Source organism: Hanstruepera ponticola (assembly GCF_012931685.1).
Lineage (GTDB): Bacteria > Bacteroidota > Bacteroidia > Flavobacteriales > Flavobacteriaceae > Hanstruepera > Hanstruepera ponticola.
Window position 1 is genome coordinate 124,999 of the sequence record NZ_JABANC010000004.1, and the last position, 15,449, is coordinate 140,447.

Here is a 15,449-nt window from a genome sequence, read left to right on the forward strand (position 1 = left end):
CTTTTTTCAAAGTGTGAAAATAAGTATTGTAAAACGTTTATGGCTCGTGAATTATGAATAATTATAAACAATTTATGTCAAAAAATTTATTCAATTGTTAAGGCCTTTATCAGGCCTGCTCTAGTACTAATCCATATATAGTTGAAAACAGATTTAGTTTTATCGCGCTCAATATTAGATTTTGTGACTTCTTTAAAGCTACTATTCCCATTCTTACTATTTTTTGAAACAAACAGATTAAATACTTTTGAAAGAATTTTGTTTTTATCCTTTCCGTTCTTTTTTAATGCAACCACATCAAAATGTTTATATTTTACTTTAAAATCAATTTTTGATTCTTGTGAATTGCCACTAATTGTTAAATATGTTTTATCAAGCTCACCTTCAAGACGCTTATTAAAATTTGGTACTGTAAAATCATTTAAATTGTCAGCTTGTAAATTACTCGCTTCAGCCTGAAATAAAAATAAATCAGATTGATTATTAACATCAAATTGCCACGTAGCTTGTAAAGGTGCATGATTCATGAAATTGGCATCTATTTCAATAATAGTTTGAACAGGTGATTTATAGGTATTACTAAAGTTTTGAACTGTTGCATTGAAATCTGAAAATGTAATAATTCCAGCCACATTATCCACTCTTACTTTTTCTTCGTATTGGATATTAGCATTATTGATGCTAATGGTGTCTAACTTCAAATAAAAATTTAAATCCCTTAACATTTTGCTGTATAATGGTTTTATTCTTAAGTCATCATTAACCAATTTATCCCTATACACATTAATTGTAGAATTATAAACAGTTGTTTTTGTTGAAGCTACAAGAGAAATTGAATCTATCAATCTTTCTAAATTAAAATCTTTTAACCATACCGAATCAGCTTCTATATCATAATGGTCACGTTCATTGATAATAATACTTGACAGTTTTTCCTTTGAATACTTTGTTTTTAATCTAAAATCTCTAATTACACTAGTTTCATTTTTAAATTCGGAGTTTTTAGTAGTCAAATTTTCAAAATCATTTAACCTGTAAAACAATTCTTCAAATTGAAAACTATAATCTTCATATTCGAAGGGTACTTTTTTTATAAAAGTTTCTTTATCAAAATGTATATTTCTTAAAGTAAACTGTGAATTCTTTAAATCTAAAAGCAATGAATCAGTTTGTGTATCATAGGCCTGGAATGTTCCGTTTGAAATAACAAAATTTCTTACGTTAATGATTTTTTTTACTTCTATTGTTTTAGGTAAATTATATTCCTTTTTTGGTACAATCTCATTATGATAGTAAGTACCTATGGGCTCTACAATCTTGACATTGTTTACATCAATACAGTCGTTAAAAAGGTAATCCCAATAGTTTATTTTGTAAACTCCTAATTTTTTGAACGAAACGCTAAAACTTGTTTCGCTCGTAACCTTTCCAACCCTTAATATTTCGACATTATGCATCTCAACATAGTTTCTAAATAGACTTAAGTCCAAGTCAGAATAGTTAAGACTCACATAATCTGGCAATCTTTCTCGCAGTGCGGTTTCTATCTTGTTTTTTAGAGAATTTTGAGCAATAAAAATGCCAATTATTAAGATAATCAGTGTGCTAATGAAAAATAGAAAAATCAGCTTTATCGCTCTATGCATACAATAAATATATCCATAATTTTTAAATATATTTACTTTAAATTTTATTAGAATGACTGAATTTACTGAAATATTAAGCCATATCACATGGTGGATGTGGGTCTTAATTGTACTTTTAATTGTTGCAATTCGTGATATATTTTTTCAAAAACGACATACTATAAGCCATAACTTTCCTATTATTGGTCACATTAGATATTTATTTGAAAGTATAGGTCCTGAAATTCGTCAGTATTTTGTTGCCAACAATAGAGAAGAACTTCCTTTTAATAGAATTGAAAGAAGCTGGATTTATGCATCTGCAAAAAAGGAAAATAATTATGAAGGTTTTGGTACAGACAGAGATATCTATGCGCATCAGCACATTTTTATAAATAATGCGATGATGCCTTTCAAAATTGATAAAAATCATCCCAATTATCTTGACAAAACATTTTTGCCTTGTGCAAAAGTTATGGGATTACACAATAAACGCAAAAAACCCTATAGACCAGCATCTATTATCAATGTATCAGCAATGAGTTTTGGTTCTCTTTCTGCAAAAGCTGTTGAATCATTAAATAAAGGTGTAAAAATGGCTCATGCTTATCACAACACAGGCGAAGGCGGTTTATCTCCTTACCACTGTAACGGTGGCGATGTGATTTTTCATTTTGGGACAGGTTATTTTGGCGTGCGTGATGAAAATGGTGATTTTTCAATAGAAAAACTGGTGGACATGGTAGAAAAAACACCTTATATCAGAGCTATTGAAATAAAACTGTCACAAGGTGCCAAGCCTGGTAAAGGTGGTGTGCTTCCAGCTGCGAAAATAACTAAAGAAATTGCTAATATTAGACATGTACCACTTGGAAAAGATGTTCTTTCCCCACCCAATCATTCGGCATTTTCTAATGTTCCTGAAATGTTGGAGTTTATAGAAATTATCGCTGAAAAAACAGGACTTCCCGTTGGTATAAAAGCAGCAATTGGAAAACTAGATCAGTGGATAGAGCTTGCGGATTTAATGCTAAAAACTGGCAAGGGTCCTGATTTTATAACAATTGATGGTGGCGAAGGTGGTACTGGAGCAGCACCTCCAAGTTTTGCCGATCATGTTTCACTGCCATGGGTTTATGGCTTTAGTGATGTTTATAAGCTTTTTAAAGATAGAAACTTAACAGATCGTATAGTATTCATTGGCAGTGGTAAACTAGGTTTTCCTGCCAAAGCCGCTATGGCATTTGCTATGGGAGTAGATTGTATTAATGTTGCAAGAGAAGCCATGATGAGTATTGGTTGTATTCAAGCTCAAGTATGTCATACTAATAGATGCCCAAGTGGTGTTGCAACTCAAAGCAAATGGTTACAAAGTGGTATCAACATACCATTGAAATCAGAACGGCTGGCGCAATACTTCAAAACCTTTAGAAAAGAACTTATTGAAATAACTCATGCAGCAGGCTATGAACATCCTTGCCAATTTCAAATGAAAGATATTGACGTTAATGTAGATGACCACAATCTGTCTGAAGATTTAAATAAAACCTATATGTACGAAAAAACTGCAGTGCCTTTCAATGGTATTCAAGCATTAAAATCCTGCGGTTTTTTAGGCGGAAATCACAAATAAAAATGCTCCACTTAATTAAATTAAAGTGAAGCATTTTACATAAACAACTCTGAAAAAATATTAATTATTCTTTTATTATTTTCTTAACGATACTTCCTTGATCTGAAATGAGCTTTAAAAAGTAAACGCCTTGTGATAAATTAGACATATCAATAGTATTATTTGTATATGTTAGTTGACCGTTCAATAAGGATTGACCTTTCACATTGATTAAATTAAAATTTAATTCTGTGGTGCTTGAAACCGTTACACTATTCTTTACAGGATTTGGAAAAACAATCATAGTAGTTAAGTCATTATCATCAACTGAAAGGCTTGAACACTCTTCACTATATTCTGTTTGCTCATCTATGTCAGTCCAATTAGCTCTACTATACTGTGGGTTGTCAACCTTTACACACGATAATTGCGGATTACTATATGCACTAAAATTTCTAATAAATGTATTATTACCATTAGCCGCATTTAAATATTCCAAATCATTGTTTTCGCACAACAACCTTCTCAAATAGAAGTTATTAGAAATGTCCAATTCAGAAATGTTATTATTAATGCAATTTAAATAATTCAATGACCCATTTGCTGATACGTCTAATTGAGACAAAGCGTTATTACCACACGATAAATGAGTTAATGCAGCATTGGTGCTTAAATTTAATTCTCCTAGAGGGTTATCATAACTATAAAGATGTCTGATATTTACATTATTTGTTAAATCTATTTCATCAATTTGATTATTAAAAAAAGATAAACTTTCCAGATTTATATTTTGTGAAACGTCTAATCTTCTTAATTGGTTTTGACTACATGATAGCTGAAGTAATTCGGTATTTGAGCTAATGTTTAAATTATCCATGCGATTAGCGTCACAATTCAAATTTTGCAACTCAATGTTTTGTTGCAAGTTCAAGTTTGATATTTGATTATCATTACAAAACAGCTTTTTTAAGTTTCCATTAAAATTTAAGTTGATGTTATTTATTAAATTGTAAGAGCAGTCTAAAAACTCCAAAAGACTATTATTATTAACCTGAAGACTCTCAAGAAAATTGTTTCGGCATTGTAATTCCTTAATCCAAGGATTATTACTAGTATCAATTTGTGCCAAACTGTTATTGTTACAGTTTAACTTCACCAAATGCGAATTACTGCTTAAATCTAATTCTTCAATTAAATTATCTGAACAATCTATTTCCTCTAAAGCATATAATTCAGAAATGTTTAGTTCTGAAATAAAATTGGAGTGACATATCAAACTCACAAGATTATGACTACTTGGTAAAGTAATGTTACTAATTTGATTATAGTGACACCTTAAATCTGTTAAATTTACATTTGACGATAAATCTAAATGAGATAAATTATTAGCACTACAATTTAGAACTGTTAAAGAGGTGAATCCTTCAATACCTGTAAGATCTTGAATTCCCTTGCCATAAACATTTAAATAAGTTACAGTATTGATGTTAGCCGTTGGAACCTGATTATCAAGCGGATAATCATCATAACCCAACTGGACTAAAGTTTCTTCAAAATGCGTGTCAGGAATAGCTGTATATTGAGCATATGACGATATTGCATATAATACAAAGGTTACACATAAATAACTGCGCTTAAACCTTGATACAGCACTACATAGTATAGCATAACTAAAGTAGGTCTTATTTTTCATTAGATTTGGGGTTACTAATTTTAAAATATTTGACTATTGGGTGCTAATATACAAAAAACACTCTATGAAATGCATATTTTTTCGATAAAATGCATTTTAATTTTATATAATGCTGTTTTTCAAATACTTAAAAATCATTGAAAATCATTGAAATAAAGGCGATTTTACAAACTTATCGCTTGATTTTGTTTAAAATAAAAAACAGACTATGTTTGCTTATGAAAATATAAATTATGGAAACTGAACAGATTATTGGATTATTTTTATATGCTATTCCAGCTCTTATAACTGGTTTAATCGCTTATTACTTTTTTAAGGAACACACAAAAAATGAAGACGGTAGAAGACGTTTTTTATTACAAAAAGATTTGCAAGTAAACGCCATGCCACTACGGTTGCAAGCCTATGAACGTATGGCTCTTTTTTTAGAGCGAATTACACCATCAAAATTACTAATACGAGTAAGTCCAATTAATTCTGATAAAGACACTTACGAGTCTTTACTTATACAAACAATTGATCAGGAGTTTGAGCATAATTTATCCCAGCAAATATATTTAAGTGACGAATGTTGGAACATTATAACAGCAGCTAAAAATGCTACAATTCAACTCATTAGAAAAGCGAGTCTTTTAGAAAAAACAGATTCCGCCAATAAACTACGTGAAGTTGTTTTAACTGAAATGATGGAAAAAAGAGCACCTAGCGATGCTGCATTATCTTACATAAAACAAGAGGTTAGCGAGATGTGGTAATCAAATCATGCTTTGCTTTGGCATAATCATAACCCTGTTGCCACCATTTCACCATTAACCGTTTACTAAAAATCAAAGAATTTTCCGTCAATGAGGTTGGGGTGTAATAAATATTCAACTTAACACCCTTGTTTTTTGCAGCCAACTTACCAATAATTATATCGTTACGCTCCACTTGATCCAGAAGATGCCCAAATAAATTCAATAATAACGAAAAGGGATTTTTACCCAACACCTTGTTGTGCTCCATATTTTCAGCCTCCAAAACCACAGCATCAATTTCTGTAGCACCACGTAAAATTGCTTCTCTAATAGGCACTACACATCCCAAACCACCATCGGCGTATTCATATCCATCCACTTTAGCAATTGACATGAAGGGTATATAATTACAGGAAATCCAAATCCAATTACAAAATTCTTCATAACTACAATCCTTAATAGACTTATACTCTACTCTATTTTTGGAAAGATTAGAAACCGTTACCACTAAATCGTGCTTGGTTTTTTTTATAGTATTATACTCTTCTAAAGTAAAATTTCGTCTAATATTACGTCTTAAAGCCTTGCTCTCGCCAAACGTACGCTTTAATCTAATAAATTGCCATAGCGAATTAATAAAATCAATTGAAACATACTCTCTATTACCTTTTTGGCGCTGTACAAAAGGGCTCACACTAAAAATATCATGCTGTTGAACATTCGTAAAAAGATTATACAATTTCGGAATATTGTTAACCGCCAAATGTGGAACAAGCAAACTTCCCGTTGAAGTCCCTAAAAACATATCATAAACCCTGCCTTGATCTTCCATCAAATATTGAGCAACGCCACCCGCATACGCTCCTTTACTTCCACCTCCAGAAATCACCAATGCTCGCATACTAGTTTTTAGATTTTATTAAATTTATTTTACCTTGATACCTCACATCATTTGACAAGGCATCTAGCAAATCTTTAGAAAACGATTTAAATCGCCAATTAAAGTGTTTTGAAGCCTCATAAAGATTCTCAAGAGCGACATCATTAAAAATATCCAGTGCTTGCAAATAAGAAAAGGCGTTTTGCCTAACCTCAAACCCAAAATCACTTGAAGTGTAACTCACCAGTTCATCAAAAAAATGCTGTTTTCTATCATTTTGGTAGTCAGGAGTCACAAAGGCCAAAACCAACCATATTTGACGAACATTTTTGTCATTGAAACCCTGAACCTCTTTCATTTTATCTAAATACGAAGCCCTGCCTTCAGGAAAGTTGAGCCATAGATTGTACAAAGCTGCTTCTTGAGTCACATATGATGCATCATCTAAAAGCGACTCATATTCAACCTTAAGACTACTGGGTATTTTCTGCAAAGATTTCGCAATAGCCTGCCTTACTTTCATCCCATTTTTAAAAACATCAGATGTGATTCTTTCCGGGACTTGCGATACGATTTTTGATTTAGCTTCAGCAGAAAGCGGTGCCGATAAGTAATAATCACATTTTGAATTTTTGGCCTCACAATCAGCCATCAAGTACTCTTGAATAAATACAGATTTTTCGAGACTTGCCATTGCCTTGTTGTAAGGAAATGTTTCTGCCTTTAGCCATTCTGAAACAAACTCATTTAATGACTTACCATGCAATTGCTCCACTTCTTTAAAAAAATCTGATGTTTCAACATTTTGAAATTGATATTTATTTAAATAATTTTTTACAGCCTGCTTAAAAATAGCTTCTCCAACCAATTCCTTTAAGGCATGTAAAACCCAGGCACCTCGCTTATAAAATGTCGTACTGCTCGATTTAGGATTAAGCAATGAGGTTCCTAGACCACGATTATCTTGATCAAATAACTCCTGCGCATATTCAAACAATCGCCAATAATAGTAATTATTATCAAACACCTGTCGTTCAGCTAATAACGCATAATAGGTTGCAAAACCCTCTTGTAACCAATGATGCGTTCCCGAAGTCTCCGTTACCAGATTACCAAACCATTGATGTGCTAATTCATGCGCATTAACATTTACGTAATTTCTATCGTTAAAACCTATAGAATCAACCACAAAAGCATCTGAAAAAATGGTGAGACTCGTATTTTCCATACCAGCATACAAAAAATCATGTACAGGAACTTGCTTGTAATTTTGCCAAGGATAAGGCACTCCTATTTCCTCTTCTAAAAAATCAAACATCTGCTTTGTATAACGATAGGTGGGCTCTACTTTTAGGGAATCTTGCGGGTAAAAATACATTTGCAATGGAACGCCAGAGTTCGAAGTCTCTACTGTTTTATCGTACTTACCAATTGCCAATGCCACTAGGTAGCTAGACATAGGTTTTTCCATGTCATAATGCCATTTAGTCGAAATCACTCCCACTTCTTTTTCAATAAGATTACCATTAGCAATAACTTCAAAATCATTGTCAAAAGTTATCGCTAAATCAAATTCTATTTTATCATTCATATCATCAATACTCGGCAACCAATGACTCGTGTATTTACCTTGACCTTGTGTCCAAATTTGATTTGGCGCATTATTCTCCCAGCCTACAAAATAAAGAGATTGTTTAGGTTCAACCACCCAATTTATGAGGAGTCTATAGCGCTTACCAGCCTTGAACGCTTCTCTAACAATAATTTGTTTGCCATTATATTCAGGAATCTTCACTTTAGAATTATTTAACGAAATAACACAGCGTTTGAAATCTACAGCATCGACAAAGACTGAATCGACATCCTTCAAAATATCAAACTCATAAATTATTTCACCACTTATAAGATTTTCCTTAATATCAATTTCAAAAATATTTGTTTTAGCAGATATAAAATCCACATAATCTATCTGTTGCGAAAAAGTCACGTAAGTAAAGCAAAGAAAAAGTAAGCTAAAAAGTGTTCTCATAGTATTTATTTACGCAAAGATTAGTCCAAAATACAAAAATTTGCATTTCTCGAATTGCCTGAAATAAGTTAATTTCGCTATTGTGAGTACTAATCTTCAAACACCAATAGATTATCTAAAAGGCGTAGGCCCAAATCGCGCAGAATTACTACGCAAAGAGCTCGGCATTCACACCTATCAAGATTTAATTAATCTATTTCCTAATCGGTATTTAGATCGAACGAAGTATTATAAAATCAATGAATTACAGCGTAATACTGCCGAAGTTCAAATTATTGGGAAAATTATCAAGTTTGAAGAAATCGCACAAAAACGCGGCAAACGACTTGTAGCTACGTTTCAGGATGATACAGGCATTATGGAATTGGTGTGGTTTCGTGGACACAAATGGATTAGAGAAAACCTCAAACTCAATACCGAATACGTGGTTTTCGGGAAGACCAATTGGTTTAATGGTAAGTTTTCCATGCCTCACCCAGATATGGAATTACTCAAAGATCATCAAACTAGTATTCAGTCGGCCATGCAAGCCATTTACCCTTCCACTGAAAAGCTAACTAATAAAGGCATTAGCAATCGTGTTGTTCTTAAAATCATGCAACAACTGTTTACAGAAACTAAAGGACGATTTAGCGAAACCTTATCGCCAGAGTTATTAGAAAATCAGAGATTAATATCAAAAAGTGAAGCACTTTTTAATATTCATTTTCCTCAAAATCAAGAGTTACTTTCAAAGGCTCAATATCGTCTAAAATTTGAAGAATTATTCTACATTCAATTACAGCTCATTCTTAAAAATCTCATTCATAAATCTAAAATTAAAGGCTTTCCTTTTTCTCAAGTTGGTGATTATTTCAACTCATTTTTTTCACAACATTTACCATTCGAATTAACCCATGCACAAAAACGTGTTTTAAAAGAAATAAGACAGGATTTAGGCAGTAACGCGCAAATGAATCGACTATTGCAAGGCGATGTTGGCTCCGGGAAGACCATTGTAGCCTTCATGTCAATGCTCATGGCACTTGACAATGGTTTTCAAGCTTGCTTAATGGCTCCGACTGAAATTTTGTCAGTACAACACTATAACGGATTATATGATTGGTGTAACAAACTGAATATCAGTATAAAAATACTAACAGGGTCAAGTAACACTTTAGAAAGAAGAGAAATTCATGAAAATTTAGAAAATGGCAATTTACAGATACTTATTGGCACACACGCCCTACTCGAGGATGTCGTAAAATTCAAAAATTTAGGTCTGGCAATTATTGATGAGCAGCATCGTTTTGGAGTAGCACAGCGAAGTAAATTATGGCATAAAAACACCTCGCCACCACACATTTTAGTCATGACGGCTACACCTATTCCAAGAACTTTAGCTATGTCTGTTTATGGCGATTTAGATATTTCAATAATTGATGAATTACCTCCTGGGCGACAGCCAGTAAAAACTGTACATCGCTATGATAAAAACAGACTAAAGGTATTCCGGTTTATTAGAGATGAAATAGAAAAAGGACGACAAATTTATATCGTTTACCCATTGATACAAGAAAGCGAAAAAATGGATTATAAGGATTTAATGGATGGTTATGCCAGTATTGAACGTGATTTCCCTAAACCAAAATACCAAATATCCATTGTACATGGCAAAATGAAAGCTGCGGATAAGGACTATGAAATGCAACGTTTCGTAAAGGGCGAAACCCAAATCATGGTAGCAACTACTGTAATTGAAGTTGGTGTTAACGTCCCAAATGCATCGGTTATGATAATTGAAAGTGCTGAACGCTTTGGTCTTTCGCAATTACACCAATTGCGAGGTCGGGTTGGTCGTGGAGCTGAACAAAGCTATTGTATACTTATGACCAGCCATAAATTGAGTAACGACAGTAAAGTAAGAATAGAAACTATGGTGCGGACTCATGATGGATTTGAAATTGCAGAGGTGGATTTACGTTTACGTGGGCCCGGTGACATTATGGGGACCCAACAAAGCGGTGTGCTTAATTTAAAAATAGCAGATTTATTAAAAGATACTGACATCTTGAAATCGGCGCGCTATTATGCACAACAAATTCTTAAAAATGACCCCGCACTATCCTCACCACAAAACAAAGTTCTACTGCATACGTATAAACAAATGAGTAAATACCGTAACATTTGGAACTATATCAGTTAAAAAAGCTCAACCATATGGCTAAGCTTTTAATACAAAACTATTAGTGATTAGATTGATGACACTATAATGCACCTAATTCTTTTAGGTGTTTTTCTGAATTAGCCTTAACATTAGCCGGCGGGTTCATTGAGAGTGACTTTTTAAAGTTTTTAATGGCTTTTTGGTTTTCACCCATATTCTTGTAACATTCTCCGAGACTATCATATCCATTGGGATCATCAGGATGTCTAACAATATTTTCTTTAAAAAAGGCAACAGCGCGCTCATAATCTTTAGCATTCATCATCTGATAGCCTAAAGCATTTAACTGTTGTTTGTTTGCCATACCCGATGCTTCATCCATAAGTGCAGCATATTCATCGGTTCGACCAAGTTTGTTTAAAATCTGACCTTTGATAGCCAAATTATTAAACGTTTTTTGGCTATAAAAATTGCCAGAAATTGCACCATCAATCCAGCCCAGTGCTTCATTTAGGTCTCCTCCATTATTAAGCGCATAAGCTGCAGCCTGCTCCCAATTTTGACGATTGAAACCGAATTGACCATTCGATTTTGCTCGAAATTCATCCAATACAACATCAGTGACATCGACGGCAATTTTGAAGGGAAATTCTTTGTCTCCCCAAACTAATGACGCTATGGCATCGTTCGTATTTACAGTATTAAACTCAAATGTAAGTAGTTCATGATGTTGAGCTTTTTTAGTTGAAATATTCGCACGAAGTGCATCACGCTTCTGATCATAATAAAAACTACCCCAAGCCTGATTATCCTTAGAGAGAATAAGTGTAGCTTCGTTATTTGGTTTAACTTCAAAAAAAAGCGCATAAGTACCTGCCTTAATGGGCTTGCCTTCTACATAGGCATCATGACTAAATGTAATGGTTGTGTTTTCATTTGCACCTGCCCGCCATGGCGCTGCAGTAGCCGTTCCAAAACCTAAATTATTCATACCATAAGGCACTAATGATCCCCAAATTTCTCGACCATTAACGCTAGGTCTAGAATAGGTAATACTGATATCAGTAATTCCAACACGCTGGGTAACTGTAGCAAGCTGACTACCGCGTGGCGTGTTTAATTGTGCTTGAGCCGAAGTACTATATACTAATAAAAGTAAAACGACATAAAAGTTGATTTTTTTCATAATACATTGAATTAATTAGTTGTTATGAAGTTAGACACAAATCAAAGGCCTAGTTGTTAGTATTCTGTTAATTAACACTAATCAACTGTTAATTAACGCTTTATTAAGAAGTTATTTTTTTGCTGAATCCAAAATAATAATGTACTTTTGTCTAACTTTATAAAAATAAAGTTGAACAAAACTATTATGGGAAAGAAAAAAAATATATCAAAAAAGGACATCATTTCATTCTATATGGAATATGTTCTAGAAAACCACAAAAAACCGGAATCAGTATATGCATTTGCAAAAGCTTATAATTTCGAAGAAACGCTCTTTTATAAGCATTACGGGACTTTAAACGCTATTGAACCTGAAATTTTCACTGAAATTTTCAATAGCACCATCCAGGTCTTAAATGCGAGTAAAGACTATTTAGAATATGATGCCAGACATAAATTGTTAAGTTTTTATTACACCTTTTTTGAGAATTTAACTGCTAACAGAAGTTATGTATTAATGGCGCTTTCAGAACATAAGAATAGTCTCAAAAGCATGAAACTATTATCACCATTAAAAAAGGCATTTACGATTTACATTCAACAATTAAAAATTGAACTTATACAGACTAACCAAGAGCAAATAGATAAAATTCAAGAGGCTGGATTAAAAGAAAGTGCTTGGATTCAAATGCTATTAACACTTAAGTTTTGGATGGACGATTCATCGCCTAGCTTTGAAAAGACGGATGTATTTATTGAAAAATCTGTAAATACAACATTTGATTTACTTGATGTCACACCTCTTAAGAGTCTGATTGACTTTGGAAAATTTATTTTCAAAGAAAAAATTAAAATGCCCTAAACATAAGCTATGAAAACTATAGATAAAATTCCGACATCCAAACTACAACGAGCCTCTAAACTAGTTTCTACCGGAGCCAAGGTTGGCGTAAATTACCTAAAATACTATGGAGATAAAATAACCAAGTCAGAAATTGAAGCCAAAGAAAGATTAAATGAAAATAACGCTTCGGATATATATGATGGTTTAAAACAACTAAAAGGAAGTGCCTTGAAAGTCGCTCAAATGTTGAGTATGGAAAAAAGTATCATGCCACGTGCTTACGTGGAAAAATTCTCTTTAGCACAATTTTCGGTACCACCACTCTCTCCGCCTCTAGTTGTAAAAACATTCAAAAAATATTTTGAAAAACACCCAAATGCGTTATTTGATACCTTTAATGCTACATCAGTTAATGCCGCCAGTATTGGTCAAGTACATATGGCTGAAAAAGATGGTAAAACATTAGCAGTAAAAATTCAATATCCTGGTGTTGCAGAAAGTATTTCTTCTGATCTAGCTATGGTAAAGCCAATCGCTATGAGTATGTTTAACATTAAAGGAGATGGTTCTGATAAATATTTTAAAGAAGTTGAAAGCAAATTAATTGAAGAAACCAATTACATACTTGAATTACAGCAAAGCGAAGAAATAGCTGAAGCCTGCAAACATATACCCAATTTAAAATTTCCAAAGTATTATAAACAGTGGTCATCTGAACGTATCATAACTATGGACTACATGAAAGGTGAGCATTTATCTGAGTTCACCTCTTATAATCAGAACCAAGATTTGTCAAATAAAATTGGTCAAGCACTTTGGGATTTTTATATGTATCAAATTCATAAATTAAAAAAAGTTCATGCCGATCCACATCCTGGTAATTTTTTAATCTCAAAGGAAGGCGATTTGATCGTTCTCGATTTTGGGTGTATGAAAACCATTCCAGATGAATTTTATAAACCTTATTTTGAACTGGCTGACAAAGAAAACATTTCGAATAAAGCGCGCTTCACCGAAAAAATGTATGAACTAGAAATATTAAGACCCGACGATAGTCCCGAGGAAATTGCTTTTTTCACCGAAATGTTTCATGACATGTTAAGCTTGTTTACACAACCATTACATGAGGCCATTTTTGATTTTTCAAACGCAGATTTTTTTGGAAAAATTGCGGATTTAGGAGAGAAATACTCGAAAAACACACAACTGCGTAAAATGAATGGTAACAGAGGTTCGAAACATTTTATCTATATGAATAGGTCATTTTTCGGTCTATACAATCTCATGTTTGATTTAAAAGCTCAAAATATTAAAATAAAAAACATTGGATTTTAGAATACTATGACGGCAAGAGAATTGGATAGAGTGATTGAAATGGCCTGGGAAGATCGAACGCCTTTTGAAGCCATAAAATTTCAATTTAATTTAGTTGAATCTGATGTCATCAAAATCATGCGTAAAGAACTGAAGCCAAGTTCTTTTAAATTATGGCGAAAACGCGTGAACAGTGGTATAAGTCAAAAGCATTTAAAAAAACGAAATGATTCCGTAACTCGTTTTAAGTGTTCTCGCCAACGGTCTATTTCTAATAACAAGATTTCAAAAAGATAGATTTCCCGACAGACATAACAGCTATCCAATCACGTATTGAAGGTATTGACCCCATTCAATATGCAGCCACAAGAAACTATAAAGATGGCCGACTTACGTATTTAAGTCCTTATATCTCGAGAGGGGTAATTTCAACAGCATATGTGTTTAACTATCTGAAATCGCTAAATATTTCTTGGTCTTCTTCAGAGAAACTCATTCAAGAATTGGCTTGGCGAGATTACTGGCAACTCGCTTGGAATACTAAAGGTGATACTATTTTTAGAGATTTAAAACACGTACAAAACCCTGTATCCAATTATCAGATTTCAAGGGCTGTTGTTAGTGCCAATACAGGTATAATAGAAATAGACCACGCCATAGAACACTTGTTTGAAACAGGCTATATGCATAATCATATGCGTATGTATGTCGCTTCTTTATGTTGTAATATGGCGCAATCCCATTGGCTTAAACCTTCTCAATGGCTGTATTACCATTTATTAGATGGTGATTTAGCAAGTAACAGCTTAAGCTGGCAATGGGTCGCTGGCACGAACGCCAATAAGAAATACTACGCTAATCAAGATAACATCAACAAATACTTTTATAGCAATCAACAAAACACGTTTTTAGATGTTAGTTATGAAAACATTGTAAATCTTGATGTTCCCAAAGTTTTAACAGAAACCACAAGGTTAGAGCTTTATACTAGTCTCCCTCAAATTGAACATCCAAGCTTAAAGTCAAACCAAAAAACACTGATTTACAATTATTATAATTTAGATCCTTTTTGGCGAAAAGATGAGGACGCTCAACGTATCCTGCTTCTTGAACCTCGACTGTTTGATGCATTTCCTGTAAGTAATCCATGCATAGAATTTGTAATTAATTTATCAAAAAACATATCTGGTATTAAAATCATGGTCGGTAGCTTTGAAGAACTACTAGAACGTGTAGATGACCACAATATTTTTTATAAAGAACATCCAACAAACGCCCATTACAAAGGAAACAAAGACCCAAGAGACTGGATGACCAAAGAGACTACATCATATCAATCCTTTTTTGCCTTTTGGAAACATGCAAAAAAAGAACTTAAATCTAAATGGCAGGAATAACATTG

General features: G+C 33.2%; 12 protein-coding genes. 7 read left to right on the forward strand and 5 right to left on the reverse strand.

Features of this window, described 5'->3' with window-relative positions; genetic code table 11:
* Positions 1-86: 86 nt before the first annotated feature.
* The gene (locus HGK31_RS11050) at positions 87-1,646 is read right to left on the reverse strand and encodes a DUF748 domain-containing protein (protein ID WP_191859928.1); all 1,560 of its coding nucleotides are present in this window, start codon (positions 1,644-1,646) and stop codon (positions 87-89) included.
* A gap of 52 nt (positions 1,647-1,698) precedes the next feature.
* Here HGK31_RS11050 and HGK31_RS11055 point away from each other — a divergent pair, with 52 nt between their 5' ends.
* Positions 1,699-3,258 carry an FMN-binding glutamate synthase family protein gene (locus HGK31_RS11055; protein WP_191859930.1) on the forward strand — a complete coding sequence of 520 codons (1,560 nt, stop codon included), beginning with the start codon at positions 1,699-1,701 and terminating at the stop codon, positions 3,256-3,258.
* Between the two features lie 64 nt (positions 3,259-3,322).
* Here HGK31_RS11055 and HGK31_RS11060 read toward each other — a convergent pair whose 3' ends face one another.
* On the reverse strand, positions 3,323-4,930 hold the full coding sequence (locus HGK31_RS11060) for a T9SS type A sorting domain-containing protein (RefSeq protein ID WP_191859932.1): 1,608 nt from the start codon (positions 4,928-4,930) through the stop codon (positions 3,323-3,325).
* A gap of 233 nt (positions 4,931-5,163) precedes the next feature.
* On the opposite strand from HGK31_RS11060, the gene HGK31_RS11065 reads away from it, so the two are divergent.
* The gene (locus tag HGK31_RS11065) at positions 5,164-5,685 is read left to right on the forward strand and encodes a DUF7935 family protein (RefSeq protein ID WP_104736047.1); all 522 of its coding nucleotides are present in this window, start codon (positions 5,164-5,166) and stop codon (positions 5,683-5,685) included.
* On the opposite strand, the gene HGK31_RS11070 is transcribed toward HGK31_RS11065, so the two are convergent.
* Both HGK31_RS11070 and HGK31_RS11075 read right to left on the reverse strand, forming a co-directional pair.
* Positions 5,669-6,568 carry a patatin-like phospholipase family protein gene (locus HGK31_RS11070; protein ID WP_191859934.1) on the reverse strand — a complete coding sequence of 300 codons (900 nt, stop codon included), beginning with the start codon at positions 6,566-6,568 and terminating at the stop codon, positions 5,669-5,671. The two genes, HGK31_RS11065 and HGK31_RS11070, sit on opposite strands and share 17 nt — an antisense overlap.
* A gap of 1 nt (position 6,569) precedes the next feature.
* Positions 6,570-8,576, reverse strand: coding sequence for a M1 family metallopeptidase (locus HGK31_RS11075; protein ID WP_191859936.1), 2,007 nt, complete (start codon positions 8,574-8,576; stop codon positions 6,570-6,572).
* 82 nt (positions 8,577-8,658) lie between these two features.
* Here HGK31_RS11075 and recG point away from each other — a divergent pair, with 82 nt between their 5' ends.
* The gene (gene recG / locus HGK31_RS11080) at positions 8,659-10,761 is read left to right on the forward strand and encodes an ATP-dependent DNA helicase RecG (protein ID WP_191859938.1); all 2,103 of its coding nucleotides are present in this window, start codon (positions 8,659-8,661) and stop codon (positions 10,759-10,761) included.
* Positions 10,762-10,822: 61 nt separating this feature from the next.
* Here the strand turns inward: recG and HGK31_RS11085 are convergent, their stop codons facing one another.
* Positions 10,823-11,908: a DUF2911 domain-containing protein gene (locus HGK31_RS11085; RefSeq protein WP_191859940.1), complete on the reverse strand. Its 1,086-nt coding sequence runs from the start codon at positions 11,906-11,908 to the stop codon at positions 10,823-10,825.
* A gap of 186 nt (positions 11,909-12,094) precedes the next feature.
* Between HGK31_RS11085 and HGK31_RS11090 the strand changes: the two genes are divergently transcribed.
* The 4 genes from HGK31_RS11090 (at position 12,095) to HGK31_RS11105 (ending at position 15,444) form a co-directional block, all read left to right on the forward strand.
* Complete coding sequence (locus tag HGK31_RS11090) at positions 12,095-12,751, forward strand: TetR family transcriptional regulator C-terminal domain-containing protein (RefSeq protein ID WP_191859942.1); 657 nt, start codon at positions 12,095-12,097, stop codon at positions 12,749-12,751.
* 9 nt (positions 12,752-12,760) lie between these two features.
* Positions 12,761-14,068, forward strand: a complete 1,308-nt coding sequence (locus tag HGK31_RS11095; RefSeq protein ID WP_191859944.1) for an ABC1 kinase family protein — start codon at positions 12,761-12,763, stop codon at positions 14,066-14,068.
* A 6-nt stretch (positions 14,069-14,074) separates the two neighbouring features.
* Positions 14,075-14,344 carry a TIGR03643 family protein gene (locus HGK31_RS11100; RefSeq protein WP_191859946.1) on the forward strand — a complete coding sequence of 90 codons (270 nt, stop codon included), beginning with the start codon at positions 14,075-14,077 and terminating at the stop codon, positions 14,342-14,344.
* Between the two features lie 143 nt (positions 14,345-14,487).
* Positions 14,488-15,444 carry an FAD-binding domain-containing protein gene (locus HGK31_RS11105; RefSeq protein WP_317169736.1) on the forward strand — a complete coding sequence of 319 codons (957 nt, stop codon included), beginning with the start codon at positions 14,488-14,490 and terminating at the stop codon, positions 15,442-15,444.
* Positions 15,445-15,449: the final 5 nt, after the last annotated feature.

Bases quoted from the DNA above. Each gene is read 5' to 3' on its own strand.
- HGK31_RS11085 (WP_191859940.1), bottom strand. From the start codon at position 11,908: ATGAAAAAAATCAACTTTTATGTCGTTTTACTTTTATTAGTATATAGT.
- HGK31_RS11095 (WP_191859944.1), top strand. From the start codon at position 12,761: ATGAAAACTATAGATAAAATTCCGACATCCAAACTACAACGAGCCTCT.
- HGK31_RS11050 (WP_191859928.1), bottom strand. From the start codon at position 1,646: ATGCATAGAGCGATAAAGCTGATTTTTCTATTTTTCATTAGCACACTG.
- HGK31_RS11070 (WP_191859934.1), bottom strand. From the start codon at position 6,568: ATGCGAGCATTGGTGATTTCTGGAGGTGGAAGTAAAGGAGCGTATGCG.
- HGK31_RS11075 (WP_191859936.1), bottom strand. From the start codon at position 8,576: ATGAGAACACTTTTTAGCTTACTTTTTCTTTGCTTTACTTACGTGACT.
- HGK31_RS11090 (WP_191859942.1), top strand. From the start codon at position 12,095: ATGGGAAAGAAAAAAAATATATCAAAAAAGGACATCATTTCATTCTAT.
- HGK31_RS11100 (WP_191859946.1), top strand. From the start codon at position 14,075: ATGACGGCAAGAGAATTGGATAGAGTGATTGAAATGGCCTGGGAAGAT.
- HGK31_RS11055 (WP_191859930.1), top strand. From the start codon at position 1,699: ATGACTGAATTTACTGAAATATTAAGCCATATCACATGGTGGATGTGG.
- HGK31_RS11060 (WP_191859932.1), bottom strand. From the start codon at position 4,930: ATGAAAAATAAGACCTACTTTAGTTATGCTATACTATGTAGTGCTGTA.
- HGK31_RS11065 (WP_104736047.1), top strand. From the start codon at position 5,164: ATGGAAACTGAACAGATTATTGGATTATTTTTATATGCTATTCCAGCT.